Raw genomic sequence first — 26,639 nt, 5'->3', positions numbered from 1 at the left:
CCAGCAAATCCCCGCTAACCCATGAAAAAGCCCGGAAACGCTGGTAATTCTGGTAAATGGCAATGGCGCATTAAACAACGCCGGATTTTTCTCTAAAGGCTTGATTTTGTTGGTGAGCGCGCAGGGATTCGAACCCTGGACCTACTGATTAAAAGTCAGTTGCTCTACCGGCTGAGCTACGCGCTCCCGCGGGCTCAGAATGCCGCCCTCGAAATTGCGCGGAACATAGGGAGAGTGTCTCGACCGGTCAACCGGAAAAGTGGGTGCGTAAGCCGGGCTTTTCGCGGTCTCGTGACGCCTCGCAAACCGTCTCGACAAGATCGGAGTGGCTGTCTCGCACAAAAGCCGAGATGTATTACAAATCAGCAGCTTGCTATTTTTCGCGGAACAATTGCGCAACCTGCCGTTTTTGTCGCTACAAGGGACGACGCTTTCAAGGAGAAGACCATGAACAGGATCATGTCGGGCTTACTGGCGACCGCTCTGTCAGCGTCATTCGCTGTAGCGCAGATCGTGCCCGTCAACGCCCAGCCCATCTACGTGCCGCTGGGAACGTCTCGTCGGATGTCCAGACTGTCGAGCACAGACGGTGGAGGCGTGGTTTCGACCGCGATTTCTCCCGTCGCGATTTCCGTCGCGATTTTTCCCGCCGCGATTTTTCCCGCCGCGATTTTCGTCGTTTCGCCCGTGACGACGGCAGGTATTGGCGCGGCCATCGCGGCTATCGCTACTATCGTCCCGGCTATCGCCGTTACGGCGACTACTGGTTCCCGCTGGCTGCCTTCGCCACTGGGGCGCTGATCACCGGCGCGATCGTCAACAACCAGTACCGCCGCGTCTATCGAGGCGATGCCCACGTGGAGTGGTGCTACAGCCGCTACAGATCTTACCGGGCTTATGACAACACGTATCAGCCTTACTACGGCCCCCGCCGGCAGTGCATCTCGCCCTATTGATAAGCCAGGGCAGAGCTGAATAAAGCTTGTTGAAGAGCCTGCGCCGGCAACGGCGCAGGCTTTTTCTTTTTCGGTGCGCGAATCTACAGCGTGCTCAGGGTCCGGCGCACGGCATGGCGCCAACCGGCCAGCTTTGCGGAACGGACCGATGCATCCATGTCCGGTCGAAACCGTCGCTCCAGCGCCCAGCTCCTGGCGAATTCCCTTGTCTCCGGCCAGACGCCCGCCTTCGAGCCGGCCAGCCATGCCGCGCCGAGCGCCGTCGTCTCCAGGATGGTCGGACGGTCGACCGGCGCATCGAGGATGTCCGCAAGCCGCTGCATCGTCCAGTCCGACGCCACCATGCCGCCATCGACCCTGAGAACGGTCTTCGCTGACGCGCCCTTCCAGTCCCTGCGCATCGCATCGAGCAGGTCGCGCGTCTGGAACGCGACGGATTCGAGTGCTGCGCGTGCAAATTCCGCCGGGCCCGAATTGCGGGTCAGCCCGAAGATAGCGCCGCGCGCTTGGGCGTCCCAATGCGGCGCGCCGAGCCCTACGAAAGCCGGCACCAGATAGACTTCTTGAGTCGGGTCGGCGCTCGCCGCCAGCACGCCGCTGTGCTCGGCTTTGCCTATCACCTTGATGCCGTCGCGCAGCCACTGCACGGCAGCACCCGCGATGAAGATGGATCCTTCCAGCGCATACGTGGTCTTGCCGTTCAGCCTGTAGGCAATGGTCGTCAACAACCGGTTCTTGGAGCGCACCAGATCGCTGCCGGTGTTGAGCAGCGCGAAGCAGCCGGTGCCATAGGTGGATTTCATCATGCCCGGCTCAAAACAGGCCTGGCCGATGGTCGCCGCGTGCTGGTCGCCGGCCACGCCGAGGATCTTTATCTCTGCGCCGAACAGGCTTTTCTCTGTGATTCCATAATCGTCGGCGCAATCCTTCACCTGCGGCAGCATTCTTCCCGGTATGCCGAGAATGGCCAGGAGCTCATCGTCCCAAGCATTCTTTTCAATGTTGTAGACCAGCGTGCGCGAGGCGTTGGTGGCGTCGGTGGCGTGAACTTTTCCGCCGGTCAGCCGCCAGATCAGGAAGCTGTCGACGGTGCCGGCCAGCAATTCGCCGTTCTCGGCGCGTTTTCTGGCGCCCTTCACCTTGTCCAGCATCCAGGCGATCTTGGTGCCGGAGAAATAGGGATCGAGCAGCAGGCCAGTCTTTCTGGTGAACTTCTTCTCCAGTCCCTGCTTCTTCAATTTCTGGCACAGCGGCGCGGTGCGGCGGTCCTGCCAGACAATCGCGTTATGGATCGGCCTGCCGGTCGCCCTGTCCCAGATGACGACGGTCTCGCGCTGGTTGGTGATCCCGATGGCCGCGACATCCGAAGCATCGCGGCCGGCGCGCTTCAGCGCAGCCTTCGCCGTCGCCACGACACTCGACCAGATTTCCTCCGGATCATGCTCTACCCAGCCGGAGGCCGGATAATGCTGGGTAAACTCTTTCTGTCCGCTGCCCACGACCTTCATGTCACCGTCGAACAGGATCGCCCGGCTCGACGTCGTCCCTTGGTCGATTGCTAGAATAAAACCACTCATTCCCGCTCCCTCGGCCCCACTCCCTTGGCGCAAATAGGGGAGACGGCAAGCTGCCGCCTCCCCCGATTGCTGCGATGCGGGCGCGAACGCCCGGATCGATCCTCAGTTGCTCCAGCTCTTGACCAGCTCGTCGTAGTTGATGGTCTGCGCCTTGTCCTTCTCCGGCTCAATCTTCAGCTGCGGCGCGAGATTGCCCTTGGCGACGGCATCGGCGTTCCACTCTTCGAGGGTCTTTTCCTCCGCCATCTTGGGGCCGATGTCGCCCTGCACGCCGGCGCGCTCGAGGCGCTCAAGCACCTTTTCCTGCTCGGCGCAGAGCGAGTCCATCGCCTCCTGCGGGGTTTTGGCACCCGACGAGGCATCGCCGATCGCCTGCCACCAAAGCTGTGCCAGCTTCGGATAGTCAGGAACGTTCGTACCCGTCGGCGACCACTGGACGCGGGCCGGCGAGCGGTAGAACTCGATCAGGCCGCCGAGCTTCGGGGCGCGGTCCGTGAAGCTCTTGTGCTGGATCGTGCTCTCGCGGATCAGCGTCAAGCCGACGTGGCTTTTCTTCACGTCGACTGTCTTCGAGGTGACGAACTGCGCGTAGAGCCAGGCGGCCTTGGCGCGGTCGTCAGGCGTCGACTTGAGGAGCGTCCAGGAACCCACGTCCTGGTAGCCGAGCTTCATGCCGTCCTTCCAGTAGACGCCATGCGGCGACGGAGCGAAGCGCCATTTCGGCGAACCGTCCTCGTTCACGACAGGAAGGCCGTCCTTCACCATGTCGGCGGTGAAGGCCGTGTACATGAACATCTGCTGGGCAATTTCGCCCTGCGCCGGAACCGGTCCGGATTCCGAGAAGGTCATGCCCTGGGCCGCGGCCGGAGCGTAAGCCTTCATCCAGTCGAGATATTTCTGGATGGAATAGACCGACGCCGGACCGTTGGTGTCGCCGCCCCGAGCCACGCAGGAGCCGACGGGCTGCGACTTCTCGTCGACCTTGATGCCCCATTCGTCGACCGGAAGACCGTTCGGCAGCCCCTTGTCGCCATTGCCGGCCATCGAAAGCCAGGCATCGGTGAAGCGCCAGCCGAGCGACGGGTCCTTCTTGCCGTAGTCCATATGGCCGTAGACCTTCTTGCCGTCGATCTCGCGGCCGGTGAAGAATTCGGCGATGTCCTCATAGGCCGACCAGTTGACCGGCACGCCGAGATCGTAGCCGTACTTCGCCTTGAAATCCGCCTTGTTCTTCTCGTCGTTGAACCAGTCGTAGCGGAACCAGTAGAGGTTCGCGAACTGCTGGTCGGGCAGCTGGTAGAGATCGCCGTCCGGAGCCGTCGTGAACTTGGTGCCGATGAAGTCGGCGAGGTCGAGGTTCGGGTTGGTGACGTCCTTGCCCTCATTCGCCATCCAATCGGTCAGGCTGCGCGCCTGCTGATAGCGCCAATGGGTGCCGATCAGATCAGAGTCGTTGACATAGGCGTCGTAGATGTTTTCGCCCGACTGCATCTGCGTCTGCAGCTTTTCGATGACATCGCCTTCGCCGATCAGGTCATGGGTGATCTTGATGCCCGTTATGTCGGAAAACGCCTTGGCCAGCGTCTTCGATTCATATTCGTGCGTCGTGATGGTTTCCGAGACGACCTTGATGTCCATGCCCGCAAAGGGTTTTGCAGCATCGATGAACCATTGCATCTCGGCTTCCTGGGCAGCGCGATCGAGCGTCGACATGTCGCCGATTTCCTTGTCCAGGAAAGCTTTTGCCTCGTCCATTCCGGCATAGGCGTTGCCTGCCCCGAGCAACAGGACAAGCGCAGTCGTTGATGTCAAAAATTGCCGTCTCATGTGTTTCCTCCACTGTTTCAGTTTCAAGTGCGATCGAAGCAGCCGCCGGCACGCGGCCGCTCCAACAGTTTCCCCCTCTATACGTAGCGGAACACGCCGATGGCGTAGACCACGGAGAGAGCGAGAGCCCACCACAGGTTGGGTCCGACAAGACCCAGCCAAGCGAGATGGATAAAGGCGCTGCCAAGCAGCGATAGGAAGAGACGGTCGCCGCGCGTCGTCTCGAAGCGCAGCACGCCAACCCGGGGATTGCCGCCCGGCGAGGCGTATTCCCAGATCGCCATGCCGCAGAGCAGCACCAGGATCGTGATGAAAAAGACCGCCGTCGGCAGCGTCCACGCCATCCAGGAAAGGTTCATCGTCACACCCTCCCCAGGGCAAAGCCCTTGGCGATATAGTTGCGCACGAACCAGATCACGAGCGCGCCCGGAAGGATGGTCAGCACGCCGGCCGCGGCCAGCACGCCCCAGTCGAGGCCCGAGGCCGAGACCGTGCGCGTCATGATCGCTGCGATCGGCTTCGCCGCCGTCGTGGTCAACGTCCGCGCGATCAGCAGCTCCACCCACGAGAACATGAAGCAGAAGAAGCAGGCCACGCCGATACCGCTCGCGATCAGCGGCATGAATATCCTGAGGAAAAAGCGCGGGAAGGAATAGCCGTCGATATAGGCGGTCTCGTCGATTTCCTTCGGCACGCCCGACATGAAGCCTTCGAGAATCCAGACCGCCAGCGGCACATTGAACAGGCAATGCGCGAGCGCCACGGCGATGTGCGTGTCGATCAGGCCGAAAGCCGAATAGAGCTGGAAGAACGGCAGCGCAAACACCGCCGGCGGCGCCATGCGGTTGGTCAAGAGCCAGAAAAACAGGTGCTTGTCGCCGAGAAAGCGGTAGCGCGAGAAGGCATATGCAGCCGGAAGCGCCACGGCGACGGAAATCACCGTGTTCATAACCACATAGATAATCGAGTTGATGTAACCCTTATACCAGGACGGGTCGGTGAAGATCACCATGTAGTTGGCGATCGTCGGGTTTCTCGGCCACAGCGAGAAGGCGCCGAGGATCTCTTGGTTGGTCTTGAAGCTCATATTGACCAGCCAGTAGATCGGCAGCATCAGGAAGATGATATAGATCGTTGGCACCAGCCACCAGAACCGCGACTCCTCGCCCCGCCGCCGCATCTTGCGGGCAAGGACGGCGTTCGCCGTCTGCGTTTCCGCGGTAGCAGGGGTTTGCCGCATGAGCGTTCGTTCGTTGGCCGTGGTTTCCTCGAGGCGCGCCATCTCACTGCTCCGCATCGTAGGCTGTCATGACGGTGTAGAACACCCAGGACAGGAGCATGACAATCAGGAAATAGACGATCGACATGGCCGCCGCCTCACCGAGGTTGAACTCGCCGATGGCCAGCTTCACCAGATCGATCGACAGGAAAGTGGTGGTGTTGCCGGGCCCGCCGCCGGTGACGACGAACGGTTCGGTGTAGATCATGAAACTGTCCATGAAGCGCAGCAGGACCGCGATCAGCAGCACACGGTTCATCTTCGGCAGCTGGATGTAGCGGAAGATCGCCCAGCGCGACGCCCCGTCGATCTTCGCCGCCTGGTAATAGGCGTCGGGGATCGAGACCAGCCCTGCGTAGCAGAGCAGGACGACGAGGCTCGTCCAATGCCAGACATCCATGACGATGACTGTGATCCAGGCGTCGAACGGGTCGTTGACATAGTTGTAGTTGAAGCCGAGCGCCCGCAGCGAATATCCGAGCAGGCCGATGTCGACGCGGCCGAACACCTGCCAGATCGTGCCGACGACGTTCCACGGGATGAGCAGCGGCAGCGCCATCAGCACCAGGCAGACCGGAACGCCCCAGCCCTTCTTCGGCATGTTGAGCGCAATGAAGATGCCGAGCGGAATCTCGATGACCAGGATGATGGCCGAGAAGATCAGGTTGCGGCCCATCGCTTCCCAAAACCGGTCGGAATGCAGGATTTCCTCGAACCATTCCGAACCCGCCCAGAAGAAGACGTTGTTGCCGAAAGTGTCCTGCACCGAGTAATTCACGACGGTCATCAGCGGGATGATCGCCGAGAAAGCCACCAGCAACAGCACCGGCAGCACCATGAACCAGGCCTTGTTGTTCCAGGTCCTTTCCATGCTCAGCCTCCCATTTCGACGCGCCAGGAATCGGCATAGATGTTGATGCCGGCCGGGTCGAAAGCGATCTTCGGATCGGCGGGAATGTCCTCGTCCTCGCCGATGATCGCCGCGATGTCGCGGCCTTCGAAACTGGCGCGCACCACCTTGTGGCGGCCGATATCCTCGACCTTGCGGATTGAAACCGGCATGCCGCTGGCGCCAAGCCTGATATATTCGGGGCGGATGCCGAGTTCGATCGCACCGGTGATCCCGGCCCTGGGCGCGCCCGGCAATTCGATCGTCTGGCTGCCGAGCCGCGCGCTCCTGCCTTCGACCGCGACCGGCATGACGTTCATGCCCGGCGAACCGATGAAATAGCCGACGAATGTATGCTTGGGACGCTCGAACAGTTCGGCTGGAGAGCCGATCTGCACGATCTCGCCCTCATACATGACGACGACGTTTTCGGCGAAGGTGAGCGCCTCGGTCTGGTCGTGCGTGACATAGACCATGGTGAAACCGAAGCGCCTGTGCAGCTGCTTCAACTGCGAGCGCAGCACCCACTTCATATGCGGGTCGATGACGGTCAGCGGCTCGTCGAACAGGATCGCGTTGACATCGGAGCGCACCAGCCCGCGTCCGAGCGAGATCTTCTGCTTCTGATCGGCGGTCAGACCCCTCGCCTTTCTTTTGGCCATATCGGCCAAACCGGTCATTTCCAGCGTTTCGCGCACCTTGCGGTCGACATCGGCCTCCGGCACGCCGCGGTTGCGCAACGGGAAGGCCAGATTGTCGTAGACGGTCATGGTGTCGTAGATGACCGGGAACTGGAACACCTGCGCGATGTTGCGCTCCTGTGTCGACAGATTGGTCACGTCCCTGCCGTCGAACAGCAGCTCGCCGTGCGACGGATGCAACAGGCCGGAAATAATGTTGAGCAGCGTGGTCTTGCCGCAGCCCGACGGCCCGAGCAGCGCATAGGCGCCGCCATCCTCGAAGGCGTGATGCACCTCCTTCAGCGCATAGTCCTTGTCCGACTTCGGATGCGGACCGTAGGCGTGGCGGATGTGGTTGCAGTCGATGCGCGCCATGTGCCCTCCTCCCTCAAGCCGCCAGCATCTGTGGCGGCGCGGCCGAGCTGCCGTTCGCGTCGAAAACCATGATGTGCCGCGGATCGATGAACACCTCGATAGTCTGGTCCGGCTCGAACACCAGGATGCCGTGCTCCAGCATCACCCAGCGGACATCGGCGAAGTCGAGATGCACAAAGCTTTCCGAACCGGTGATCTCGGTGACCGAGACCTTGGCTCTCACCGGAACCGCCGACGGGCTCGGCCGGGCAAGAGAGAGATGGTGGGGCTGGAAGCCGATCGTGTAACTCGTATCGGCAATACAGGCGAGTTCAGCCGGCACCGGGAGGTTCACCCCACCATCAAGAAGGAAGCTCGAACCGCTCTTCTTCAGCACGATCGTGTTGAGCGGCGGATCGGCGAATGTCTTGGCCGTGACGAGGTCGTTCGGCCTGCGGAAGACGTCGATCGTCGGGCCGAACTGGGTGATGCGGCCTTCGGAAAGCGTCGCCGTGTTGCCGCCGAGCAGCAAGGCTTCGTGCGGCTCCGTCGTGGCGTAGACGAAGATGGTGCCGGTCGCCGCGAAGATTTTCGGCAATTCCGCGCGCAACTCCTCGCGCAGCTTGTAGTCGAGGTTGGCGAGCGGCTCGTCGAGCAGCACGAGGCTAGCGTTCTTGACGATGGCGCGCGCCAGCGCGGTGCGCTGCTGCTGGCCGCCGGAGAGGCTGAGCGGTGTGCGGTCGAGGAAGGGCGTCAGCTTGAGAAGGGCTGCGGCATTGCGCACCTCCTTGTCGATCTTTGCCCGCTCGGTCCCGGCCACCCTCAGCGGCGAGGCGATGTTCTCGTAAACGGTCATCGCCGGATAGTTGATGAACTGCTGGTAGACCATGGCGACGTTGCGCTTCTGCACCGGGATGCCGGTGACATCCTTGCCATCGAACCAGACCGAACCGGATGTCGGCACATCAAGGCCGGCCATCAGCCGCATCAGGCTGGTCTTGCCGGAAAGCGTCGGTCCGAGAAGGACGTTGAGCGAGCCGTGCTGGAGCGTCAGCGACACGTCGCGTATATGCTCCGTCGCGCCGATCGTCTTCGTCACGTTTCTCAGTTCCAGCATGATGCCTCCTCCCAGGCTTTCTGCATCACTATTCGGCAGCCGCGACATGGCGCCGGCTTATCCCGCGCATGAATTCGTCGAGCGCTGCCGCCTGCTCGCGGCTCAGATGCAGGCCGCGCTTGGTCCTGCGCCACAATACATCTTCGGCCGTCATCGCCCATTCATTTTGAACGAGGTAGCGCACCTCGGCCTCGTAGAGATCGGCGCCAAAGTTGCGGCCAAGGTCGGCATTCGACCTGGCGAGGCCCAGCAGCATCCTTGCGCGAGTCCCGTAAAGCCGGGTCAGGCGGCGCGCCAGACGCGCATCGAGGAACGGATAGGCCATCTTCAGTTTCGCCACTTCGGCGTCGAAGCCGCTGGCCGGGAAATCGCCGCCCGGCAGCGACGCGTTTGCCGTCCACGGTTTGCCGCGCTTGCCGAGAAAACCCTCGATTTTCTCGAGCATCGATTCCGATAGCCGGCGATAGGTGGTGATCTTGCCGCCGAAGGTGTTGATGATCGGCGCCGTGCCATCGCCGCCGTCGGTCTTCAGCACATAGTCGCGGGTCGCTTCCTGCGCCTTCGAGGCGCCGTCGTCATAAAGCGGGCGCACGGCGGAATAGGTCCAGACGATGTCCGAACGCTTGACCGGTTGCGCGAAATATTCGCTCGCCGCACCACAGAGATAATCGATCTCGGCGTCGCTGATCTTCATGTCGTGCGGGTCGCCAGAATAGTCCTGGTCGGTGGTGCCGATCAGCGTGAACTCTTCCTCGTAGGGGATAGCAAAGATGATGCGGCCATCCTTGTTCTGGAAGAAATAGGCGCGCGGATCGTCGAACTTCTTGCCGATGACGATATGGCTGCCCTGTACCAGCCGGACATTGTGCACATCGTTCAAGCCGACCGTAGCGGACAGCACGTGGTCGACCCATGGACCGGCGGCGTTGACCAAAAGCCGCGCCTTGACCTCTTCGGTGTCGCCGGTCTGCATGTTTTCCAGCCTGACCGTCCAAAACTCGCCTTCACGGCGTGCGCTGATGACTTTCGTGCGGGTTCGAATCGTTGCGCCGCGATCTGCGGCGTCCCGGGCGTTCAACGCCACCAGCCGCGCATCGTTGACCCAGCCGTCGGAATATTCGAAGGCCTTTCGAAACAACGGCTTCAGCGGCTTGCCGGCCGGGTCCTTGGCCATGTCCAGCGTCTTGGTCGCCGGCAGCAATTTGCGCCCGCCGATGTGGTCGTAAAGGAAAAGGCCGAGCCTGATCAGCCAGGCCGGGCGCAGGCCCTTGGCGTAGGGCAGCACGAAGCGCATCGGCCAGATGATGTGCGGCGCGTTCTTCCAGAGAACCTCGCGCTCCATCAGCGCTTCGCGCACCAGGCGGAACTCGTAGAACTCGAGATAGCGCAAGCCGCCATGGATCAGCTTGGTCGAGCCGGAGGAGGTTCCGCTGGCCAGATCGTTCATTTCGGCAAGGAAGACCGAGAAGCCGCGCCCAACCGCATCGCGGGCAATGCCGCAGCCGTTGATACCGCCACCGATGACGAAGATGTCATGGATCGGGGATGCGCTCACAAAAAGTCCTCCCGGATTTCGCATTGCAGCATTTCTAGGTTTTTACGAAACCGTCTCGGGATTATTTCGAAATAGGAACGAATGTCAAACGAAATATAAACAGCAGGAGTTGCCGCAACGGCACCATCTAGGAGAGCGAGGTTTCGATCAGTTGAACCTCTGCTTCCTGGCAGATCTTGCGCACCGACGGGATGTCGCAGCGGTCGGTGATGAAAGTGTTGACCTGCGACAGGTGGCCGATGCGAACCGGCGCCGTCCGCTCGAACTTGGTCTGGTCGGAAACGAGGATGACATGCCGGGCATTGGCGATGATCGCCTGCGCCACCTTCACCTCGCGAAAATCGAAATCGAGCAACGCACCGTCATGGTCGATCGCCGAGGCGCCGATCACCGCGTAGTCGACTTTGAACTGCCTGATGAAATCGACCGCCGCCTCGCCGACCACACCGCCGTCGGAACCACGCACGACGCCGCCGGCAATAACAACTTCGATGGAAGGATATATGCGCATCCTGTTGGCAACATTGATATTATTGGTGATGACCATCAGGCCGGCATGATCGAGAAGCGCCTTGCTGACTGACTCCGTCGTGGTGCCGATATTGATGAACAGCGAGGCGTTGTCCGGGATCAGCCTGGCTGCGGCGCGGCCGATCGCCTCCTTCTCGTCGGCGGCGATCTTGCGCCTCGCCTCATATTCCATGTTCTCGATGCCGGACGGGAACAGCGCCCCGCCATGGATACGGGAAAGCAGTCGCTGGTCGCACAGATCGTTAAGGTCCTTGCGGATGGTCTGCGGCGTCACGTTGAAATGCGTTGCCAGATCGTCGACCAGCACGCGGCCATTGTCCTTGGCCATCTGGATGATTTCGGAATGACGTGGTGACAGATACATTGGCGACCTCCCGTTTTCGTTTTTCTTGCCTATAGCCGAAAACGAAAGTGATGAAAAGGCATGAGCCGGCTAGAGCGGGATGAATTGAGTCTGAATCGAAAGGGGATTCCCGAAGGCGAGCAAATCTGATTCAACCTGCTGGCTGGGTCAGGAGGCCAGCATGGATGTGCAAGCCTTACTCGATGGATCTTCGCACGCGGGTGGTAGCGTCGGTTGAGCAGGAGGGCCTGTCGCGACGTCAGGCGGCAGAGCGCTACGGGGTTGGAATCAGCACGGTCATCCGATGGGTGCGCCGCTTGCGCGAGACGAACAAGCTGACACCCGGCAAGATGGGTGGGCACAGACCGAAGAAGATTGCCGGAGAGCATCGGGAGTGGCTGCTGCGGCGCTGCCGGGCGGCGGAGTTCACACTGCGCGGTCTTGTGGCCGAGCTTGGCGATCACGGCCTGAAGGTCGATTACCGCTCGGTGTGGGAGTTCGTTCACGCCGAGAAGCTCAGTCACAAAAAAAGACGCTGATCGCCAGTGAGCAGGATCGCCCGGATGTGGCGCGCCGGCGGGCACAGTGGGTAAAGTATCAGGACCGCATCGATCCTTCCCGCCTGGTGTTCATCGACGAGACCTGGACCAAGACCAATATGGCGCCGCTCAGAGGATGGGCGCCGCGCGGCGAGAGGATCAAGGCCAAGGTGCCGCACGGTCATTGGAAGACCATGACCTTCTTGGCGGCACTGCGCCACGACCGTGTCGATGCACCATGGCTGATCGACGGACCGATCAACGGCGAGCGTTTCCAGCTCTATGTCGATGCGGTTCTCGTCCCAACCCTCAAGCCCGGTGACATCGTCATCATGGACAATCTCGGTTCGCACAAGGGCAAGGCCGTGCGCCGTGCCATCCGCTCGGCCGGCGCCAGGCTGTTCTTGCTGCCCAAATACTCCCCCGACCTCAACCCTATTGAGAAATTCTTCGCCAAGCTCAAGCATTGGCTGCGCAAGGCTGCCAAGCGAACGGTCGAGACCGTCTGTGACGCCATCGGCCAAATCCTCGGCACTGTCACTTCAACCGAATGCAGAAATTACTTCATCGAGGCCGGCTATGCGCCAACCTAAATTCATCCCGCTCTAACGAAATTGCATGCGTCCAAAGACAAACCTCGACGCAACTTTGCCGATCCAATTCACGCCAGACGGCGGGCGATTTCGGTGATGACCTCGAATGCGGTGTCGACATCCGCCGCCGTCGTCTCGAACTGACCGACCTGAAAGCGGACCGCGACCTGCCCGTCCACCCGTGTCTGCGTCAGGTAGATGCGGCCATCGTCGTTGATCGCGTTGACCAGCCGCAGATTGTGTTCGTCCGAATCGATGCCGGCCGCCGCCAGATGCCGGAACGAAAACAGCGACAGCATCGGTTCCGTGACGATCTCGAAATCCGGTTCCCTGGCCAGCCGGGCGGCAAGACCTTCGCTCCAGGCGACATGGCTGCGGATCATGGTCCGCAGATTTTCCAGCCCGTGTGCGCGCAGCAGGAACCAGAGTTTCAGTGCGCGAAAGCGCCGCCCGAGCGGCACCGACCATTCGGAATAGTTGATGATGCCGTCGCGTCCATGCGTCTTCAGGTAATCCGGCTTGATGGCGAGCGTCCGCACCAGGTCTTCCGGCCGGCGGATGAACTGCATCGAGCAGTCGAACTGCGCGCCCAGCCATTTGTGCGGGTTGAAGACGATGGAATCCGCGTGCTCCACGCCCGCCCAGAAATGCCGGTATTCCGGACATATCATCGCCGATCCGGCCCAGGCAGCATCGACATGCAGATAGAGCCCGTACCGTTTCGCCACTGCGGCGACGCCGGCGATGTCATCGGTGCCGCCGGTGCTGGTGCCACCAACACAAGCGATGATGCCGGCCGGCAGCATGCCGGCATCCCGGTCGGCGGCGATCGCCGCTTCGAGGGCCGTGACATCCATGGCGTGCAGGCGCCCGGCAACCGGAATGCGCACGAGATTGTCTTCGCCGATGCCCGATACCCAGATTGCCCGGTCGATAGAAGTATGGACCTGGTCGGAAGAATAGACGCGCAATATCGGCTGGCCTTGCAGGCCCTTCTTGTTGCCCTGCCAGTCGAGCGCGCGCTCGCGCATGGTCAGCACGGCGGCAAGCGTCGCCGACGATGCCGAATCCTGCATGACGCCGGAAAACCCTTCCGGCAGGCCAAGCGCCTGACGCATCCAGTCGACGACGCGCGTCTCGAGTTCGGTCGCTGCCGGCGAGGTCTGCCAGAGCATGCATTGCGCGGCCATCACCGAGACCAGATATTCGGCCACCACCGAGACCGGTGCGGCGTTGGCCGGGAAATAGGCGAAGAAGCGCGGATGCTGCCAATGCGTCATGCCCGGCAGGATTTTTTGCTCGAAATCGGCGAAGATTGCCTGCATCGTTTCGCCATGTTCCGGCGGCGAGACGTCGATGCTTCTAGAGATTTCGCCCGGTTCGACAAGCGGCCGCACCGGTCTTTCGCGAAGTGTGCTCCTGTAGTCGGCACCCCATTCGGCCGCATGCAGCGACCATTCCCGAAATTCGTCGCTATTCATCTTGCTCTCCATCGCATCGAGCCCAGCGATCAAAGAGCACGAAAAACGGAGGCTTTCACTCGGGAAAGTCAGGCAGGCTCGCAAAAGCAGCCTTCAGTGCATTCGACCAGCCGTCCGAAATCGTCCGATAATATTGGTCGTCCTGGGCTATCCGCTTCTTCAGGCTGACCTTGAAGGCATCCTTTTCGTAGAACAGCAGGTCGAGCGGCAGACCGACCGACAGGTTCGATTTCAGCGTCGAGTCGAACGACACCAGCAGCAGTTTCACCGTCTCGGCGAAACCCATGGTCTTTTCATAGGCGCGGATGATGATCGGCTTGCCGTATTTGGTCTCGCCGATCTGGAAGAACGGCGTGTCGTCGGTCGATTCGATGAAATTGCCTTCCGGATAGATCATGAACAGCCGCGGCGCGCTGCCCTTGATCTGGCCGCCGAGGATAAAGGAGGCATTGAAATAGGAGTCGGCCTTCTCGCCCGCCGGCGACGAACTGGCGATGACTTCCTTGACGGTGTCGCCGACCAGCCGCACCGTCTGGTACATGGACGGCGTTTCAAGCAGCGTGGCGTGGCGATCGGCCACCGCCTTGGTGCGTTCGTCGAGCAGGCTGACGACAGCTTGCGTCGTCGCCAGATTGCCGGCCGACATCAGCACGATGACGCGCTCGCCCGGCTCCTCCCAGACATGCATCTTCTTGAAGGTCGAGATCGAATCCATGCCGGCATTGGTACGCGTGTCAGACATGAACACGAGCCCACGATCGATCTTCAGGCCGACGCAATAGGTCATCGAATCTCTTTGGCAGCAATCTTGCCGTGGATTACTGCTCCACGGTGACGATGACCGCAAGCTGTTCTTCCGCTTGTCCCAGCCGAATCCCTGATACGGGCGTGGCGTCGCGGTAATCACGGCCGGTCGCCACCTTTACATAGCGTTCGTCGGGCGAAATGCCGTTGGCGACGTCGAACGCGACCCAGCCAAGGCCCGCAACATGCGCCTCGGCCCAGGCATGGCTAGCCGCCTGCTCGACCGCCGCATCCATCATCAAATAACCGCTGACGTAGCGGGCCGGAAAGCCCATGGCGCGTGCGGCGGCGGCAAAGATGTGGCTGTGGTCCTGGCAGACGCCGGTCTTGAGCGCCAGCGCGTCCTCGGCCGGCGTCGCCGCATTGGTGGTGCCCGGCGTATAGGCGACGCGCTCGCCGATCACCGCCATCAGCCGGTGCAATCTTTCGATATCGGTCCCCTCGCCGACCGAGGCCGCGAGTTCGCGAATGCCGCTGCCGATCGTGGTCAACGGGGTTTCATGGCCAAACAGCCAGAGCGGCGCGAAACCCTGATGTGGCCCCGAGACGCCGGCTGTGTCGCGTGTCACCACCTCGCCTGATGCCTCGACGGTGATGAAATCGCGCTCGCCTTCGACGCTCAACAGCCGCGTGTCGTTGCCGAAATGGTCGGTGAAGCGAACTTCCTCGCGCGCCCCTTCGATCGTCAGCGCCCAGGACAAAACGGTCTGCGTCGGCCCGCTAACCGGAAGCAGTCGCAACCGCTGCAATAGATAATGCACCGGCGCATCGTAGCGGTATTCGGTCCGGTGGGTGATCTTCAGCCGCATTGTTCTCGCCCTCGAAGCATAATCTTTTCCGGAAACCGGCTTTCACTTTCCGGGATCATGCTCAATAGAACCTGTAGTCCTGCGCGATCTCGTCGCCGAGCCTGGTGTTGTCGCGAATGAAATTGGCCAGGAATTCATGCAGGCCGGCGTCGAATATGTCCTTGATCGAGCCGGCCGTCAGCATGGCCTGGGTCTTGCCCGCTGTCGCATGACAGGCATGGCGCTCGCCATAATCGTCGCCCAGGAATCTGAGGTGCTCCGTCAGGAAACGGTAGCAGAATGTCAGCGAGCGCGGCATGCGAACGTTGAGGATAAGATAGTCGGCGATGTTGCTCGGCTTGTAGTCTGCCTCGTAGACCCAGCGATAGGAGCGGTGCGCCGACACCGAACGCAGGATCGATTCCCACTGGTAGTTGTCGAGCGTCGAGCCGACCCACGAGATCGACGGCAACAGCACGTAATATTTCACGTCCAGGATACGTGCCGTGTTATCGGCGCGTTCGACATAGGTGCCGAGCTGCGAGAAATCGAAGATCTCGTTGCGCAGCATGGTGCCGTAGAACGAACCGCGGATCAGCGCCGTTTCGCGCTTGATCGCGTCGAGCACGCTGGGCAGGTCGCGTTCGTCGATCGGCTTGGCCAGCATGCGCTTCAGCGACATCCAGGCCTCGTTAATGCTTTCCCAGGTTTCGCGAGTCAGGGCGGTGCGCACCATGCGGGCGTTGTTGCGGGCCGTCTCGATCGACGCCATCGTGCTCGACGGGTTCGATGTGTCGCGCAGCAGGAAATCCGCGACATTGGCGGCGGTATAGTCCTGGTATTTCTGCGTGAAGGCGGCGTCCGAGCCGGCGCTGAGCAGCACCGAATTCCACTCTTCGGAGGCGTTCTGGGTGCGGGTCAGCGCCATGCGCAGCCCGGCATCGACCAGCCGCGCCATGTTTTCCGCCCGCTCGATATAGCGGTTCATCCAGTAGAGCCCGTTGGCGGTGCGGCCGAGAAGCATATCAATCTGCCTCGATGTCGAGCGAATAGCGAATAGCGAATAGCGAATAGGGGAAAAAAGACTTCATGACTTTTGTTGCAGACTCCTGATCATCGAACGCAACATTTTCCCGATCTCCTCGGTTTGGTTAAGCAACCGACCACCCTCTTTCTCAACCACCAAGCCCACTCTCCCGGACAAGATCAGGTGCGTTTCCAATTCTTTAAGAGAACCTTGAGCAATGCGCAGAAATTGAATGAAGGCTCCCGTATTTTCTCGTCCGTGACCCTCCGCGATGTTTGCTGCGATTGACGCCGCCGAGCGCCTTATCTGAGAGGTCATTCCGTATGCTTCCTTGCTCGGGAACGCTGTCGTCACGGAATAGCAATCTACCGCCAATTCTATGGCTGCCTTCCAAACAATCAGGTCCCTGTAAGAATTGATCGCCGTCGCACACCCCCTATTCGCTACTCGCTATTCCCTACTCGCTACTTCCCACTCTAATCATCCAGCACCCACGTATCCTTGGTGCCACCGCCCTGGGATGAGTTGACCACCAGCGAGCCCTCCTTCAGCGCCACGCGCGTCAGCCCGCCCGGCACGATCTGGATGCGGTCGGAAACCAGCACGTAGGGCCTGAGGTCGACATGGCGCGGCGCCAGCCCTTTGTCGGTCAGGATCGGACAGGTCGACAGCGCCAGCGTTGGCTGGGCGATGTAGTTCGACGGTTTTGCCGCTAGTTTTTTGGAAAAATCCTCGCATTCCTTTTTGGTCGCCGCCGGCCCGACCAGCATGCCGTAGCCGCCGGAGCCGTGCACCTCCTTCACCACCAGCTCGTCGATATGTTCGAGCACGTATTTCAGGCTGTCCGGCTCCGAGCAGCGCCAGGTCGGGATGTTGCCGAGGATTGCCTTGCGGCCAGTGTAGAATTCGACGATCTCGGGCATGTAGGAATAGATCGCCTTGTCATCGGCGATGCCGGTTCCCGGCGCATTGGCGATGGTGATGTTGCCGGCGCGGTAGACATCCATGATGCCCGGCACGCCAAGTGCTGAGTCCGGACGGAAGGTCAGCGGATCGAGGAAAGAATCGTCCACCCTTCGATAAAGCACGTCGATCTGCTTGTAGCCTTCGGTCGTACGCATCGCGATGTGGCCATCGACGACGCGCAGATCCTGCCCCTCGACAAGCTGCACGCCCATCTGGTCGGCAAGGAAGGCATGTTCGAAATAGGCGGAGTTGAAGCTGCCCGGCGTCAGCACGGCAATGGTCGGCGCACCCTCGGTGCTCAGCGGTCGCACCGCCGCCAGCGACTGGCGCAAGAGCTGCGGATAGTTTTCCACCGGCCGCACCTTGATCTGCTGGAACAGCTCGGGAAAGAGCTGCATCATCGTCTCACGGTTCTCCAGCATGTAGGAGACGCCGGACGGCGTGCGCGCATTATCCTCCAGCACATAGAACTCGTTCTCGCTGATGCGAACGATATCGACGCCGATGATATGGGTGTAGACGCCGGCCGGCGGCCGCACTCCGATCATCTCCGGCAGGAACGCCTCGTTCTTGGCGATCAATTCCTTGGGGACGCGCCCGGCGCGCAAGATCTCCTGGCGGTGGTAGATATCGTCGAGAAAGGCGTTCAGCGCCTGGACGCGCTGCTCGATGCCTTGCGTCAGCCGTCGCCATTCATTGCCGGAAATGATGCGCGGAACGATATCGAAGGGAATAAGGCGTTCGGAGGCTTCCTGCTCGCCGTAGACGGCAAAGGTGATGCCGGTCTTGCGAAAGACGCGTTCGGCGTCCTGCATCTTCTCGGTAAGCCTGGCCGGATCCTGCTCCTTCAGCCAGCGGTCGTAAGCCGAATACGGTTTTCTCAATCCGGAGATTTCCGGAAGCATTTCGTCGAACGCTGCCAATCGCATACTCCCCTGTGAGGCCATTTCACTGGCGTCACGCGAGAAAATCAAGCGCAATCGGTGATTTGGAGGATGCTGGCGATCAGTATGTCGCGACCTGCCTAAAATTAGGGCATCGCCGATATGGCTGGGTCAGGCTTTGCCTCGTGCCCGGGCAGGCTGCCGGCGCCGCTCAGAACGCGCGGAAGGTGACGACCGTGAACGTGTCCTTGATGCCTGGAAGAATCTGCACCTTCTCGTTGACGAAATGGCCGATGTCTTCCTCGTCGTCGACATAGAATTTGGCGAGCAGATCGTAATCGCCGGCTGTCGAATAGATTTCCGAAGCGATCTCGGCATCGGCCAACGCGCCGGCAACGTCATAGGACTTGCCCAGATCGCACTTTATCTGCACGAAAAATGCCTTCATTGCCCGGTCCTGCTCAAGCTTGCACGCATAGGCCGCCCTTGTGGCAGACTGCCGCCCGGCTTTCAAGCATCAGGACGGCGCTCGGGCAGAACCCGACTTAAGTGCAGCCAATCGCCGAAATGTTCGCGCCTCCTGATCGTCGGGCCGGACGGCAAAGATTACCCGACGGCAGTTCCCGCATCACTGGCTGCAACCTGCGGGCGGCACTTCGCTGGGCACGTGAGCGCTCGCTCACATCACTGGGATATCGCCCCTTGCCCAGCCCTCGGAAATTTCCGCCGCCCGCGCCTCGAAGGCGCCGGCCTCGATGGCGGCACGAATGTCCTGCATCAGCTTCTGATAGTAGGAAAGATTGTTCCAGGTCAGAAGCATCGCCCCCAGCGCCTCTTGCGAGCGGACCAGATGGTGCAAATAGGCACGGGAATAATCTCTGGCGGCCGGCCAGTCGCTTTGCTCGTCGAGCGGGCGCGGATCGTCGGCATGGCGGGCGTTGCGCAGATTGACCTTGCCGCGCCGAGTGTAGGCGAGGCCATGGCGGCCGGCGCGCGTCGGCATCACGCAATCGAACATGTCGATGCCGCGCGCCACCGATTTCAATATGTCGTCGGGCGTGCCGACACCCATCAGATAACGCGGCCTGTCCGCCGGCAGCTCCGGGCAGGTGATGTCGAGCATTTCGAGCATCACCGCTTGCGGCTCGCCGACCGCCAGCCCGCCGATCGCATAGCCCTTGAGGCCCATCGCTTTCAGCGCCTGCCCCGAACGCAGCCGGAAGGCCGGTATGTCGCCGCCCTGGACGATGCCGAACATCGCCTTGCCCGGCTGGTCGCCGAACGCCGTCTTGCAACGCTCGGCCCAGCGCAGCGACAGCTCCATGGCCCGCTCGATCTCCTTCTCCATGGCCGGCAGCGCGGTGCATTCGTCGAGCTGCATCTGGATGTCGGAATCGAGCAGTCCCTGGATTTCGATCGAGCGCTCGGGCGACATCTCATAGGCGGCGCCGTCGATATGTGAGCGAAAGGTGACGCCGTTTTCGGTCAGTTTCCTCAGTTTCGACAGCGACATTACCTGGAAGCCGCCGCTGTCGGTCAGGATCGGGTGCGGCCAGCGGGCGAATTCATGCAGACCGCCAAGCCGCGCCACACGTTCGGCGCCAGGCCGCAGCATCAGATGATAGGTGTTGCCCAGGATGATGTCCGAGCCGACACTGCGCACCTGGTCCATATACATGGTCTTGACCGTGCCGCCGGTGCCGACCGGCATGAAGGCCGGCGTGCGGATTTCTCCGCGCGGCATGGTGATGGAGCCACGCCGCGCTTTGCCGTCGGTCGCCAGCACCTTGAAGGTGAACGCCTTAGTCATTGAAATCCTTGTCGTATATCGGGTGCGCGTCTATCGTTCTCCTCCTTGAACAGAAGACTTGCATCTCCGTAGGAATAGAATCTGTAGTGGTTTTCGATGGCATGCGCATAGGCCGCACGCATCGTTTCCAGACCGCAAAACGCCGAAACCAGCATGACCAGCGTCGAGCGCGGCAGATGGAAATTGGTCATCAGCATGTCGGCGGCCTCGAAACGATAGCCGGGCGTGATGAAGATGTCGGTCGGACCCGACCATCCGGCCAATGTGCCGTCCTCCCGCGCGGCGCTCTCCAGCAGGCGCAGCGACGTCGTGCCGACGGCGATGATGCGCCCGCCGCGCGCCTTCGCCGCGTTCAGCGCCTCGGCGGTTTCCGGGCTGACCGAACCGATTTCGGCATGCATCTTGTGATCGGCGGTGTCGTCGACTTTCACCGGCAGGAACGTGCCGGCGCCGACATGCAAGGTGACGAAGCGGCGTTCGACGCCCTTGGCATCGAGTGCCGCGAAAAGCTCCGGCGTGAAATGCAGGCCGGCCGTGGGCGCCGCCACAGCCCCCTCCTCCCTGGCATAGATGGTCTGGTAGTCGCTGCGGTCGCGTTCGTCGTCGTCGCGCTTCGAGGCGATGTAAGGCGGCAGCGGAATGTGACCGACGGCGTGCAACGCCTCATCGAGAAACGGACCTGAGAGGTCAAAACCGAGCAAAGCCTCGCCGGCCTCGCCCTTCTCGATCACCGTGGCATCGAACTGGCCGAGAAAGCAGGAATTGGCGTCATGGCCGAAATGGATGCGGTCGCCAACGGCGATGCGCTTGCCCGGCCGCATGAAAGCCAGCCAGCGGTCGGGAGCCACCCGCATGTGCAGCGTGGCTTCGACCTGCGCCGCTGCTTCGCCGCGCCGCCTGATGCCTTTCAGCTGCGCCGGGATGACCTTGGTATCGTTGAAGACCAGCACGTCACCGGTCTCGAGCAGGGACGGCAGTTCGCGCACCGTCCGGTCCTCAAGTCCCTCACCCGGCCTGACAACCAGCATTTTGGCGCTGTCGCGCGGTTCCGCCGGTCGAAGCGCGATGCGCTCCTCCGGCAGATCAAAGTCGAATAGATCGACGCGCAAGAAAACCCCGCCTCAAAATTCCGGGCAGGTCACCGCCCAGGCGCCAACACCGTCGATGCTCAGCGTGCCGCCCATTGCGAATTTGGACTGTTCGCTGGCCTTGACCAGTCGCAATTTGGCTACGATCGAGCTGATGCCCTCATCGGTGAGATCGATCGCCATGTGCTGGTCGTCCTCGAATGCCTGTCCGACGATGACTTTCGTCGAACCCGGCTGACCGTCGGTGGTCCAGTTCCTATCGCCGGCATCAAGCCACACGCGCGCGACCGCGATGACGGCAGTGTGCCCCATCAGGACGTCGATCGATGCCGCGTCGCCTTCAGCGCTGCAAACAATCGATTCTGTCGCCAGCGCCGGAGTAGCCGCCGCGACAAGCATCAGAGTGATCGCCGCGACAGCTCGGTAGGTCATTTTACGTCGGCCGCCACCTTCAGCGACACGATCTTGTCAGGATCCGGCACCGGCTCGCCGCGCTTGATCTTGTCGACATTGTCCATGCCTTCGATGACCTGGCCCCAGACCGTGTATTGGCGGTTGAGGAAGGCGGCATCGTCGAAGCAGATGAAGAACTGCGAGTTGGCCGAGTTCGGGTTCTGCGAACGTGCCATCGAGCAGGTGCCGCGGCCGTGATTGGCGTTGGAGAACTCCGCCTTCAGGTCGGGCTTGTCGGAGCCGCCCGTGCCGGCGCGCGACGGTGCGAAAGAGGGGTTGCTGGAATTGCCGAATTTCACGTCCCCGGTCTGCGCCATGAAGCCGTCGATGACGCGGTGGAACACCACGCCGTCATAAGCGCCTTCGCGCGCCAGTTCCTTGATACGGCCGACATGGCCGGGTGCCAGATCGGGAAACAGTTCGATGACGACCTTGCCCTTGGTCGTTTCCATGATGAGCGCGTTCTCGCGGTCCTTGATCTCGGCCATGTCAGAATATCCTTTGAAACAAATGGGTTACTTGCCGTCGGCGGCGATGCGCACCTTGATCATGCGATCGGGACCCGTGACGACCCCGTTCTGCGCCTCGTCGCCTTTCTTTATCTGGTCCACCAACTCCATGCCTTTCTCGACATTACCGACGATGGTGTACTGGCCATCGAGCGGCGGCGCCGGCGCGAACATGATGAAGAACTGCGAATTGGCGGAATCCGGGTCCTGCGAGCGGGCCATGCCGACCACGCCGCGCTCGTAGCGCTCGGACGTCGAGAATTCGGCCGGCAGGTCGGGAAGATCGGAACCGCCGGTACCGACAGCATCGGCGTTGAAGCCGTTCTTCATGTTGCCGAACTTCACGTCGCCGGTCTGCGCCATGAAGCCGTCGATGACGCGGTGGAAAGCGACGTTGTCGTAAGCGCCCTGGCGCACCAATTTCTTGATCTGCTCGACATGCTTCGGCGCGAGATCGGGCCTGAGCGCGATGGTCACGTCGCCGCCCTTCAGCGTGATGATCATGGTGTTTTCCGGATCGGCGGCGAACGCCGAAACGGTTGCAGCCACAAGACCGAAAACAACGACAAAGCAGGTGGCGAGCCTTTTGAGCGGCATGGATATTTCTCCGAAAACCTTTGTTTCATGCATGTCGTTGTCCCAAAGCCGGGTTCCACGTTGGGGCGACACGCATTATTTCGCGAATTTGGCGGCGAGTGCGCCGGCCACAACCGCCGGCACGAAGGGGCGGATGTCGCCTCCCATCGAGGCTATCTGACGGACAAGTGTGGCGGTAATGGTTCGCACCGAAGGGCTGGCGGGCAGAAAAACCGTCTGCAATTCCGGCGCCATGGTCTCGTTCATGCCGGCCATCTGCATCTCGTAGTCGAGATCCGTGCCGTCGCGCAGGCCGCGGATCATGATCGAGGCGCCCTGCTTCCTGGCCGCGTCGATGACCAGCCCGTCGAAAGCGACAACCTTGATGCGCGCGCCGTCGCGGCCGAATTCGGCCTTCGTCGCTGCTTCGATCAGGTCGACCCGTTCCTCAAAGGAAAACAGCGGCTTTTTGCCGGGATGAATGCCGATCGCCGCATACACGGTGTCCGCCACAGCCAGCGACGCCTTCAGCACGTCGAGATGGCCGTTGGTCAGCGGGTCGAAGGAGCCGGCATAAAGGGCGATGCGTTCTGTCATGGCAGGTGCTTCTAGCGAGCCTCTCTCGCAAAGGCAATCCGATCAGCGAGCCGCCAATGCATGTCGTCCAAAAGTGCGCGGCAGCTTTGGGACAACGACATGCACCCAGACAGGGGACTCGAAGCGCATCGCCTGAGCCACGTTAATCGCGATGCGCTTTGAGTGAACCTTTTGGCCGAGATGAACGACCAATGAATGAGCCAATCACGAAGGCTTCACGCAGCGTTCACTAGGTTGCAGCTTCAGAAGATGAAACCAAAACCCCATTTAATCGTTGCTAGGTGCAGGAGAACACGCCCATGCTGATCTACATGCTCGCCGCCGCAATGACCGTCGCCATGCTGATAGCCACTGTATTCGGGCTGCATCAGGAAGCAGGGCGTGTCCGCGCCAAGTCCAATGCCAAGCGGTTCGGAGGCTTCGGTATCCGCAAGCCATATCGCCACTTCTAAACCGGCTGCTATCTGTGGCGGAGCCGGCCCGTCGGGCCGGCATTGCCCATCAAGACCTACTCGGCGCTGTTATCCGGGCCAGCGCCTTCAGCACCGGTATCCGGGCCAGCGTCGCCCTCGACACTCTCTTCAGCTTCCTCGTCCGACTGCGGTTCCGATATCCGCTCCACCGAAACGACCTTCTCACCGTCAGCCGTGTTGAAGATGGTCACGCCCTTGGTGGCGCGGCTGGCGAAACGAATGCCGTTGACCGGTACACGAATGACGGTGCCGCCGTCCGAGACAAGCATGATCTGGTCGTCGTTGCCGACCGGGAAGGTCGCCACCAGGCGGCCGATCTCGGCCGCTTTCGACACATCGGTGGCGCGAATGCCCTTGCCGCCGCGCCCTGTTAGGCGGAAATCATAGGAAGACGAACGCTTGCCGTAGCCATATTCCGTCACCGTCAGAACGAACTGCTCGTGTGCCTTGAGGAATTCGTAGCGCTCGTCGGAAAGCTCCGTCTCCTCGCCAACCTCTTCATTGGTGAGCTGGATGTCTTCGTCCTCGCCCGCCGCAATGCCGGCGGCGAGCCGCCGTTCGGCCACCACCCGCTTGAGATAGGCGGCGCGCTCGGCCGGCGGCGCATCGACATGTTCGATCACCGCCATCGAGATCACCCGGTCGGTGGCAGCCATGGCGATACCGCGTACGCCGACCGAGTTGCGGCTCTGGAAAACGCGCACGTCGCTGACCGAGAAGCGGATGCACTGGCCGGAGCTTGCGGTCAGAAGCACGTCGTCATTATCGGTGCAGGTCTCGACGCCGAGAATCTCGTCGCCTTCCTCTTCCAGCTTCATGGCGATCTTGCCGTTGCGGTTGACCTGGACGAAGTCCGACAGCTTGTTGCGGCGCACCGTGCCGCGGGTGGTGGCGAACATCACGTCGAGCTCGCCCCAGCTGGTCTCGTCCTCCGGCAGCGGCATGATGGTGGTGATGCGTTCGCCCTGCTCCAGCGGCAGCATGTTGATCAGCGCCTTGCCGCGCGACTGCGGATTGCCGATCGGCAGGCGCCAGACCTTTTCCTTGTAGACGATGCCACGCGAGGAGAAGAACAGCACCGGCGTGTGCGTGTTGGCGACGAACAGCCGGGTGACGAAATCCTCTTCCTTGGTCGACATGCCGGAGCGGCCCTTGCCGCCGCGGCGCTGTGCTCGGTAGAGCGACAGCGGCACACGCTTGATGTAGCCGGAATGGCTGACCGTCACGACCATGTCCTCGCGCTGGATCAGGTCCTCGTCTTCCATATCAGCCCCGCCCTCTGAGAGTTCGGTGCGGCGCGGCGTGCCGAACTCGTCGCGCACGGCGGCAAGCTCGTCCTTGACGATCTGCTGAATGCGGGCTCGGGACGACAGGATGTCCAGGTAATCCTTGATCTCGTCGCCGATCGTGTTCAACTCGTCGGCAATCTCGTCGCGGCCGAGCGCGGTCAGGCGCTGCAGGCGCAATTCGAGGATGGCGCGCGCCTGTTCCTCGGACAGGTTGTAGGTGCCGTCCTCATTGATGCGGTGGCGCGGATCGTCGATCAGCAGGATCAGCGATTCGACGTCGCCCGAGGGCCAGCGCCGCTCCATCAACTGCTCGCGCGCCGTCTGCGGGTCCGGCGCGCTGCGGATCAGCTTGATGACTTCGTCGATGTTGGCGACGGCAATGGCAAGGCCAACCAGCACATGGGCGCGGTCGCGCGCCTTGCGCAGCAGGAATTTCGTGCGCCGGCTGATCACGTCCTCGCGGAAGGCGACGAACGCCTTCAGCATGTCGGTCAGCGTCAGCAATTCCGGCTTGCCGCCGTTCAGCGCCACCATATTGGCGCCGAACGACGTCTGCAGCGGCGTGAAACGGTAGAGCTGATTGAGGATGACGTCGGCGACCGCGTCGCGCTTCAGTTCGATGACTACACGGTAGCCCTGGCGGTCGCTCTCGTCGCGGATATCGGAAATGCCCTCGATGCGCTTGTCGCGCACAAGCTCGGCCATCTTCTCGATCATCGACGACTTGTTCACCTGGTAGGGAACCTCGGTGATGACGATCGATTCACGGTCGTTGCCGCGCGCCTCGACGTTGACGCGCCCGCGCATGACGATGGAACCGCGGCCGGTCGAATAGGCGCTGTAGATGCCGGAGCGGCCGAGCACGATGCCGCCGGTCGGGAAATCCGGCCCCGGAATGATCTCCATCAGCGCCGGCAGATCGATCGCCGGATTGTCGATGAGGGCGATGGCGCCGTTGCAGACCTCGCCCAGATTATGCGGCGGGATGTTGGTGGCCATGCCGACGGCGATACCGCCGGAGCCGTTGACCAACAGGTTCGGAAAGCGCGCCGGCAGGACTTTCGGCTCGCTGCCGGACGCATCATAAGTGTCCTGGAAATCGACGGTGTCCTTGTCGATGTCTTCCAGCAACTCATGCGCGACCTTGGTCAGCCGCGATTCGGTGTAACGCATCGCCGCCGGCGGATCGCCGTCGATCGAGCCGAAATTGCCCTGCCCGTCGATCAGCGGCACACGCAGCGACCAGTCCTGCGCCATGCGCACCAAGGCGTCGTAGATCGAGGCGTCGCCATGCGGATGGTATTTACCCATCACGTCGGCGACCGGGCGCGCCGACTTCACATATTTGCGATTCCAGTGGTAGCCGCTCTCATGCGCGGCATAGAGGATGCGGCGATGCACCGGCTTCAGTCCGTCGCGCACGTCGGGCAGCGCACGGCTGACGATCACGCTCATGGCGTAATCGAGATAGGAGCGCTGCATCTCCTCGATGATGGATATCGGCTCGATGCCGGTGGGGCCGCCGTCGGCGCCGCGCGGTGTCTTCTGGTCGGTCAAATCAGGTCACAATCTAATCGGGAATCACTCGGTGCTTATATAGGAAGCCGGGTCGAAACTCCAATGTCCGCGGTAGTTTTCCAGTGTCGATTTTTGT

The 26,639-nt window shown here is 61.5% G+C and carries 25 protein-coding genes, 1 tRNA gene and 1 pseudogene; 3 read left to right on the top strand and 24 right to left on the bottom strand.

The features are described from left to right. Positions 1 to 110: 110 nt before the first annotated feature. Positions 111 to 186: transfer RNA gene (locus tag IHQ72_RS20625), tRNA-Lys, on the bottom strand. Between the two features lie 261 nt (positions 187 to 447). Between IHQ72_RS20625 and IHQ72_RS20620 the strand changes: the two are divergent. After that, positions 448 to 956, top strand: a pseudogene (locus IHQ72_RS20620) (BA14K family protein). Between the two features lie 83 nt (positions 957 to 1,039). Here IHQ72_RS20620 and glpK read toward each other — a convergent pair. The 9 genes from glpK to IHQ72_RS20575 all read right to left on the bottom strand — a co-directional run bounded on the left by glpK (position 1,040) and on the right by IHQ72_RS20575 (position 11,129). Then, on the bottom strand, positions 1,040 to 2,533 hold the full coding sequence (glpK, locus tag IHQ72_RS20615) for a glycerol kinase GlpK (protein WP_258116870.1): 1,494 nt from the start codon (positions 2,531 to 2,533) through the stop codon (positions 1,040 to 1,042). Positions 2,534 to 2,635: 102 nt separating this feature from the next. After that, positions 2,636 to 4,360: an ABC transporter substrate-binding protein gene (locus IHQ72_RS20610; RefSeq protein WP_258116866.1), complete on the bottom strand. Its 1,725-nt coding sequence runs from the start codon at positions 4,358 to 4,360 to the stop codon at positions 2,636 to 2,638. Positions 4,361 to 4,437: 77 nt separating this feature from the next. Continuing rightward, positions 4,438 to 4,719 (bottom strand): DUF2160 domain-containing protein, encoded by a 282-nt coding sequence (locus IHQ72_RS20605; RefSeq protein ID WP_258116864.1) that lies wholly within the window; start codon positions 4,717 to 4,719, stop codon positions 4,438 to 4,440. A 2-nt stretch (positions 4,720 to 4,721) separates the two neighbouring features. After that, positions 4,722 to 5,600 (bottom strand): carbohydrate ABC transporter permease, encoded by an 879-nt coding sequence (locus IHQ72_RS20600; RefSeq protein ID WP_374120401.1) that lies wholly within the window; start codon positions 5,598 to 5,600, stop codon positions 4,722 to 4,724. A 43-nt stretch (positions 5,601 to 5,643) separates the two neighbouring features. After that, a complete protein-coding gene (locus IHQ72_RS20595) occupies positions 5,644 to 6,510 on the bottom strand; it encodes a carbohydrate ABC transporter permease (RefSeq protein WP_258116861.1) in 867 nt (288 codons plus the stop codon). 2 nt (positions 6,511 to 6,512) lie between these two features. Then, a complete protein-coding gene (locus IHQ72_RS20590; RefSeq protein ID WP_258116860.1) occupies positions 6,513 to 7,583 on the bottom strand; it encodes an ABC transporter ATP-binding protein in 1,071 nt (356 codons plus the stop codon). A 13-nt stretch (positions 7,584 to 7,596) separates the two neighbouring features. Continuing rightward, complete coding sequence (locus IHQ72_RS20585) at positions 7,597 to 8,679, bottom strand: ABC transporter ATP-binding protein (protein ID WP_258116859.1); 1,083 nt, start codon at positions 8,677 to 8,679, stop codon at positions 7,597 to 7,599. A 28-nt stretch (positions 8,680 to 8,707) separates the two neighbouring features. Next, positions 8,708 to 10,234 carry a glycerol-3-phosphate dehydrogenase gene (gene glpD / locus IHQ72_RS20580; protein WP_258116858.1) on the bottom strand — a complete coding sequence of 509 codons (1,527 nt, stop codon included), beginning with the start codon at positions 10,232 to 10,234 and terminating at the stop codon, positions 8,708 to 8,710. A 127-nt stretch (positions 10,235 to 10,361) separates the two neighbouring features. Continuing rightward, the gene (locus IHQ72_RS20575) at positions 10,362 to 11,129 is read right to left on the bottom strand and encodes a DeoR/GlpR family DNA-binding transcription regulator (protein WP_077384040.1); all 768 of its coding nucleotides are present in this window, start codon (positions 11,127 to 11,129) and stop codon (positions 10,362 to 10,364) included. Positions 11,130 to 11,293: 164 nt separating this feature from the next. Here IHQ72_RS20575 and IHQ72_RS20570 point away from each other — a divergent pair. Then, positions 11,294 to 12,240 (top strand): IS630 family transposase gene (locus IHQ72_RS20570; protein WP_258116855.1). Its coding sequence is split into 2 segments (ribosomal slippage): positions 11,294 to 11,632 and positions 11,635 to 12,240, totalling 945 coding nucleotides; the frame shifts between segments, so codons are not numbered across the junction. A gap of 68 nt (positions 12,241 to 12,308) precedes the next feature. Here the strand turns inward: IHQ72_RS20570 and IHQ72_RS20565 are convergent. The 13 genes from IHQ72_RS20565 to coaD all read right to left on the bottom strand — a co-directional run bounded on the left by IHQ72_RS20565 (position 12,309) and on the right by coaD (position 23,223). Next, the gene (locus IHQ72_RS20565) at positions 12,309 to 13,721 is read right to left on the bottom strand and encodes a pyridoxal phosphate-dependent decarboxylase family protein (RefSeq protein WP_258116853.1); all 1,413 of its coding nucleotides are present in this window, start codon (positions 13,719 to 13,721) and stop codon (positions 12,309 to 12,311) included. Between the two features lie 55 nt (positions 13,722 to 13,776). Next, entirely contained in the window at positions 13,777 to 14,508 is a 732-nt protein-coding gene (locus tag IHQ72_RS20560) for a proteasome-type protease (RefSeq protein WP_258116851.1), read from the bottom strand. A gap of 31 nt (positions 14,509 to 14,539) precedes the next feature. Beyond that, positions 14,540 to 15,334 carry a transglutaminase family protein gene (locus IHQ72_RS20555; protein WP_258116850.1) on the bottom strand — a complete coding sequence of 265 codons (795 nt, stop codon included), beginning with the start codon at positions 15,332 to 15,334 and terminating at the stop codon, positions 14,540 to 14,542. 61 nt (positions 15,335 to 15,395) lie between these two features. Beyond that, positions 15,396 to 16,337 carry an alpha-E domain-containing protein gene (locus tag IHQ72_RS20550; protein ID WP_258116849.1) on the bottom strand — a complete coding sequence of 314 codons (942 nt, stop codon included), beginning with the start codon at positions 16,335 to 16,337 and terminating at the stop codon, positions 15,396 to 15,398. 63 nt (positions 16,338 to 16,400) lie between these two features. Next, positions 16,401 to 16,715 (bottom strand): four helix bundle protein, encoded by a 315-nt coding sequence (locus IHQ72_RS20545; protein WP_258116848.1) that lies wholly within the window; start codon positions 16,713 to 16,715, stop codon positions 16,401 to 16,403. A gap of 101 nt (positions 16,716 to 16,816) precedes the next feature. Then, the gene (locus IHQ72_RS20540; protein WP_258116847.1) at positions 16,817 to 18,229 is read right to left on the bottom strand and encodes a circularly permuted type 2 ATP-grasp protein; all 1,413 of its coding nucleotides are present in this window, start codon (positions 18,227 to 18,229) and stop codon (positions 16,817 to 16,819) included. Positions 18,230 to 18,401: 172 nt separating this feature from the next. Beyond that, complete coding sequence (locus IHQ72_RS20535; RefSeq protein WP_095492825.1) at positions 18,402 to 18,638, bottom strand: Lrp/AsnC ligand binding domain-containing protein; 237 nt, start codon at positions 18,636 to 18,638, stop codon at positions 18,402 to 18,404. Positions 18,639 to 18,869: 231 nt separating this feature from the next. Beyond that, the gene (tgt, locus tag IHQ72_RS20530) at positions 18,870 to 20,000 is read right to left on the bottom strand and encodes a tRNA guanosine(34) transglycosylase Tgt (RefSeq protein ID WP_258116842.1); all 1,131 of its coding nucleotides are present in this window, start codon (positions 19,998 to 20,000) and stop codon (positions 18,870 to 18,872) included. Further along, complete coding sequence (gene queA / locus IHQ72_RS20525) at positions 19,997 to 21,109, bottom strand: tRNA preQ1(34) S-adenosylmethionine ribosyltransferase-isomerase QueA (protein ID WP_258116840.1); 1,113 nt, start codon at positions 21,107 to 21,109, stop codon at positions 19,997 to 19,999. The genes tgt and queA overlap by 4 nt, the downstream gene beginning before the upstream one ends. A 12-nt stretch (positions 21,110 to 21,121) precedes the next feature. After that, entirely contained in the window at positions 21,122 to 21,520 is a 399-nt protein-coding gene (locus tag IHQ72_RS20520) for a hypothetical protein (RefSeq protein WP_258116839.1), read from the bottom strand. Next, positions 21,517 to 22,029, bottom strand: coding sequence for a peptidylprolyl isomerase (locus tag IHQ72_RS20515; RefSeq protein ID WP_258116837.1), 513 nt, complete (start codon positions 22,027 to 22,029; stop codon positions 21,517 to 21,519). Before IHQ72_RS20515 ends, IHQ72_RS20520 begins: the two co-directional genes overlap by 4 nt. A 27-nt stretch (positions 22,030 to 22,056) precedes the next feature. Beyond that, positions 22,057 to 22,647, bottom strand: a complete 591-nt coding sequence (locus tag IHQ72_RS20510) for a peptidylprolyl isomerase (RefSeq protein WP_258116836.1) — start codon at positions 22,645 to 22,647, stop codon at positions 22,057 to 22,059. A 75-nt stretch (positions 22,648 to 22,722) separates the two neighbouring features. Then, a complete protein-coding gene (coaD, locus tag IHQ72_RS20505; RefSeq protein ID WP_258116834.1) occupies positions 22,723 to 23,223 on the bottom strand; it encodes a pantetheine-phosphate adenylyltransferase in 501 nt (166 codons plus the stop codon). Positions 23,224 to 23,522: 299 nt separating this feature from the next. Between coaD and IHQ72_RS20500 the strand changes: the two genes are divergently transcribed. After that, on the top strand, positions 23,523 to 23,675 hold the full coding sequence (locus IHQ72_RS20500) for a hypothetical protein (RefSeq protein WP_258116831.1): 153 nt from the start codon (positions 23,523 to 23,525) through the stop codon (positions 23,673 to 23,675). A gap of 56 nt (positions 23,676 to 23,731) precedes the next feature. Here IHQ72_RS20500 and gyrA read toward each other — a convergent pair whose 3' ends face one another. Then, positions 23,732 to 26,542, bottom strand: a complete 2,811-nt coding sequence (gene gyrA / locus IHQ72_RS20495; protein ID WP_258116830.1) for a DNA gyrase subunit A — start codon at positions 26,540 to 26,542, stop codon at positions 23,732 to 23,734. Positions 26,543 to 26,639 lie beyond the last annotated feature (97 nt).

This window comes from Mesorhizobium onobrychidis (assembly GCF_024707545.1).
GTDB classification, from domain to species: domain Bacteria; phylum Pseudomonadota; class Alphaproteobacteria; order Rhizobiales; family Rhizobiaceae; genus Mesorhizobium; species Mesorhizobium onobrychidis.
The sequence above is the reverse complement of the archived record's forward strand: the minus strand, read 5'-3'. Positions and strand labels throughout refer to the sequence as shown.

Excerpts from the sequence above, each read along its gene's own strand:
- IHQ72_RS20515 (WP_258116837.1), bottom strand. The coding sequence starts at position 22,029 with ATGGCCGAGATCAAGGACCGCGAGAACGCGCTCATCATGGAAACGACC.
- tgt (WP_258116842.1), bottom strand. The coding sequence starts at position 20,000 with ATGACTAAGGCGTTCACCTTCAAGGTGCTGGCGACCGACGGCAAAGCG.
- IHQ72_RS20555 (WP_258116850.1), bottom strand. The coding sequence starts at position 15,334 with ATGCGGCTGAAGATCACCCACCGGACCGAATACCGCTACGATGCGCCG.
- coaD (WP_258116834.1), bottom strand. The coding sequence starts at position 23,223 with ATGACAGAACGCATCGCCCTTTATGCCGGCTCCTTCGACCCGCTGACC.
- IHQ72_RS20560 (WP_258116851.1), bottom strand. The coding sequence starts at position 14,508 with ATGACCTATTGCGTCGGCCTGAAGATCGATCGTGGGCTCGTGTTCATG.
- IHQ72_RS20510 (WP_258116836.1), bottom strand. The coding sequence starts at position 22,647 with ATGCCGCTCAAAAGGCTCGCCACCTGCTTTGTCGTTGTTTTCGGTCTT.
- IHQ72_RS20600 (WP_374120401.1), bottom strand. The coding sequence starts at position 5,600 with ATGCGGCAAACCCCTGCTACCGCGGAAACGCAGACGGCGAACGCCGTC.
- IHQ72_RS20520 (WP_258116839.1), bottom strand. The coding sequence starts at position 21,520 with ATGACCTACCGAGCTGTCGCGGCGATCACTCTGATGCTTGTCGCGGCG.
- IHQ72_RS20565 (WP_258116853.1), bottom strand. The coding sequence starts at position 13,721 with ATGAATAGCGACGAATTTCGGGAATGGTCGCTGCATGCGGCCGAATGG.
- IHQ72_RS20585 (WP_258116859.1), bottom strand. The coding sequence starts at position 8,679 with ATGCTGGAACTGAGAAACGTGACGAAGACGATCGGCGCGACGGAGCAT.
- IHQ72_RS20500 (WP_258116831.1), top strand. The coding sequence starts at position 23,523 with ATGCTGATCTACATGCTCGCCGCCGCAATGACCGTCGCCATGCTGATA.
- glpK (WP_258116870.1), bottom strand. The coding sequence starts at position 2,533 with ATGAGTGGTTTTATTCTAGCAATCGACCAAGGGACGACGTCGAGCCGG.
- IHQ72_RS20610 (WP_258116866.1), bottom strand. The coding sequence starts at position 4,360 with ATGAGACGGCAATTTTTGACATCAACGACTGCGCTTGTCCTGTTGCTC.
- IHQ72_RS20595 (WP_258116861.1), bottom strand. The coding sequence starts at position 6,510 with ATGGAAAGGACCTGGAACAACAAGGCCTGGTTCATGGTGCTGCCGGTG.
- IHQ72_RS20575 (WP_077384040.1), bottom strand. The coding sequence starts at position 11,129 with ATGTATCTGTCACCACGTCATTCCGAAATCATCCAGATGGCCAAGGAC.
- IHQ72_RS20590 (WP_258116860.1), bottom strand. The coding sequence starts at position 7,583 with ATGGCGCGCATCGACTGCAACCACATCCGCCACGCCTACGGTCCGCAT.
- IHQ72_RS20605 (WP_258116864.1), bottom strand. The coding sequence starts at position 4,719 with ATGAACCTTTCCTGGATGGCGTGGACGCTGCCGACGGCGGTCTTTTTC.
- IHQ72_RS20550 (WP_258116849.1), bottom strand. The coding sequence starts at position 16,337 with ATGCTTCTCGGCCGCACCGCCAACGGGCTCTACTGGATGAACCGCTAT.
- IHQ72_RS20535 (WP_095492825.1), bottom strand. The coding sequence starts at position 18,638 with ATGAAGGCATTTTTCGTGCAGATAAAGTGCGATCTGGGCAAGTCCTAT.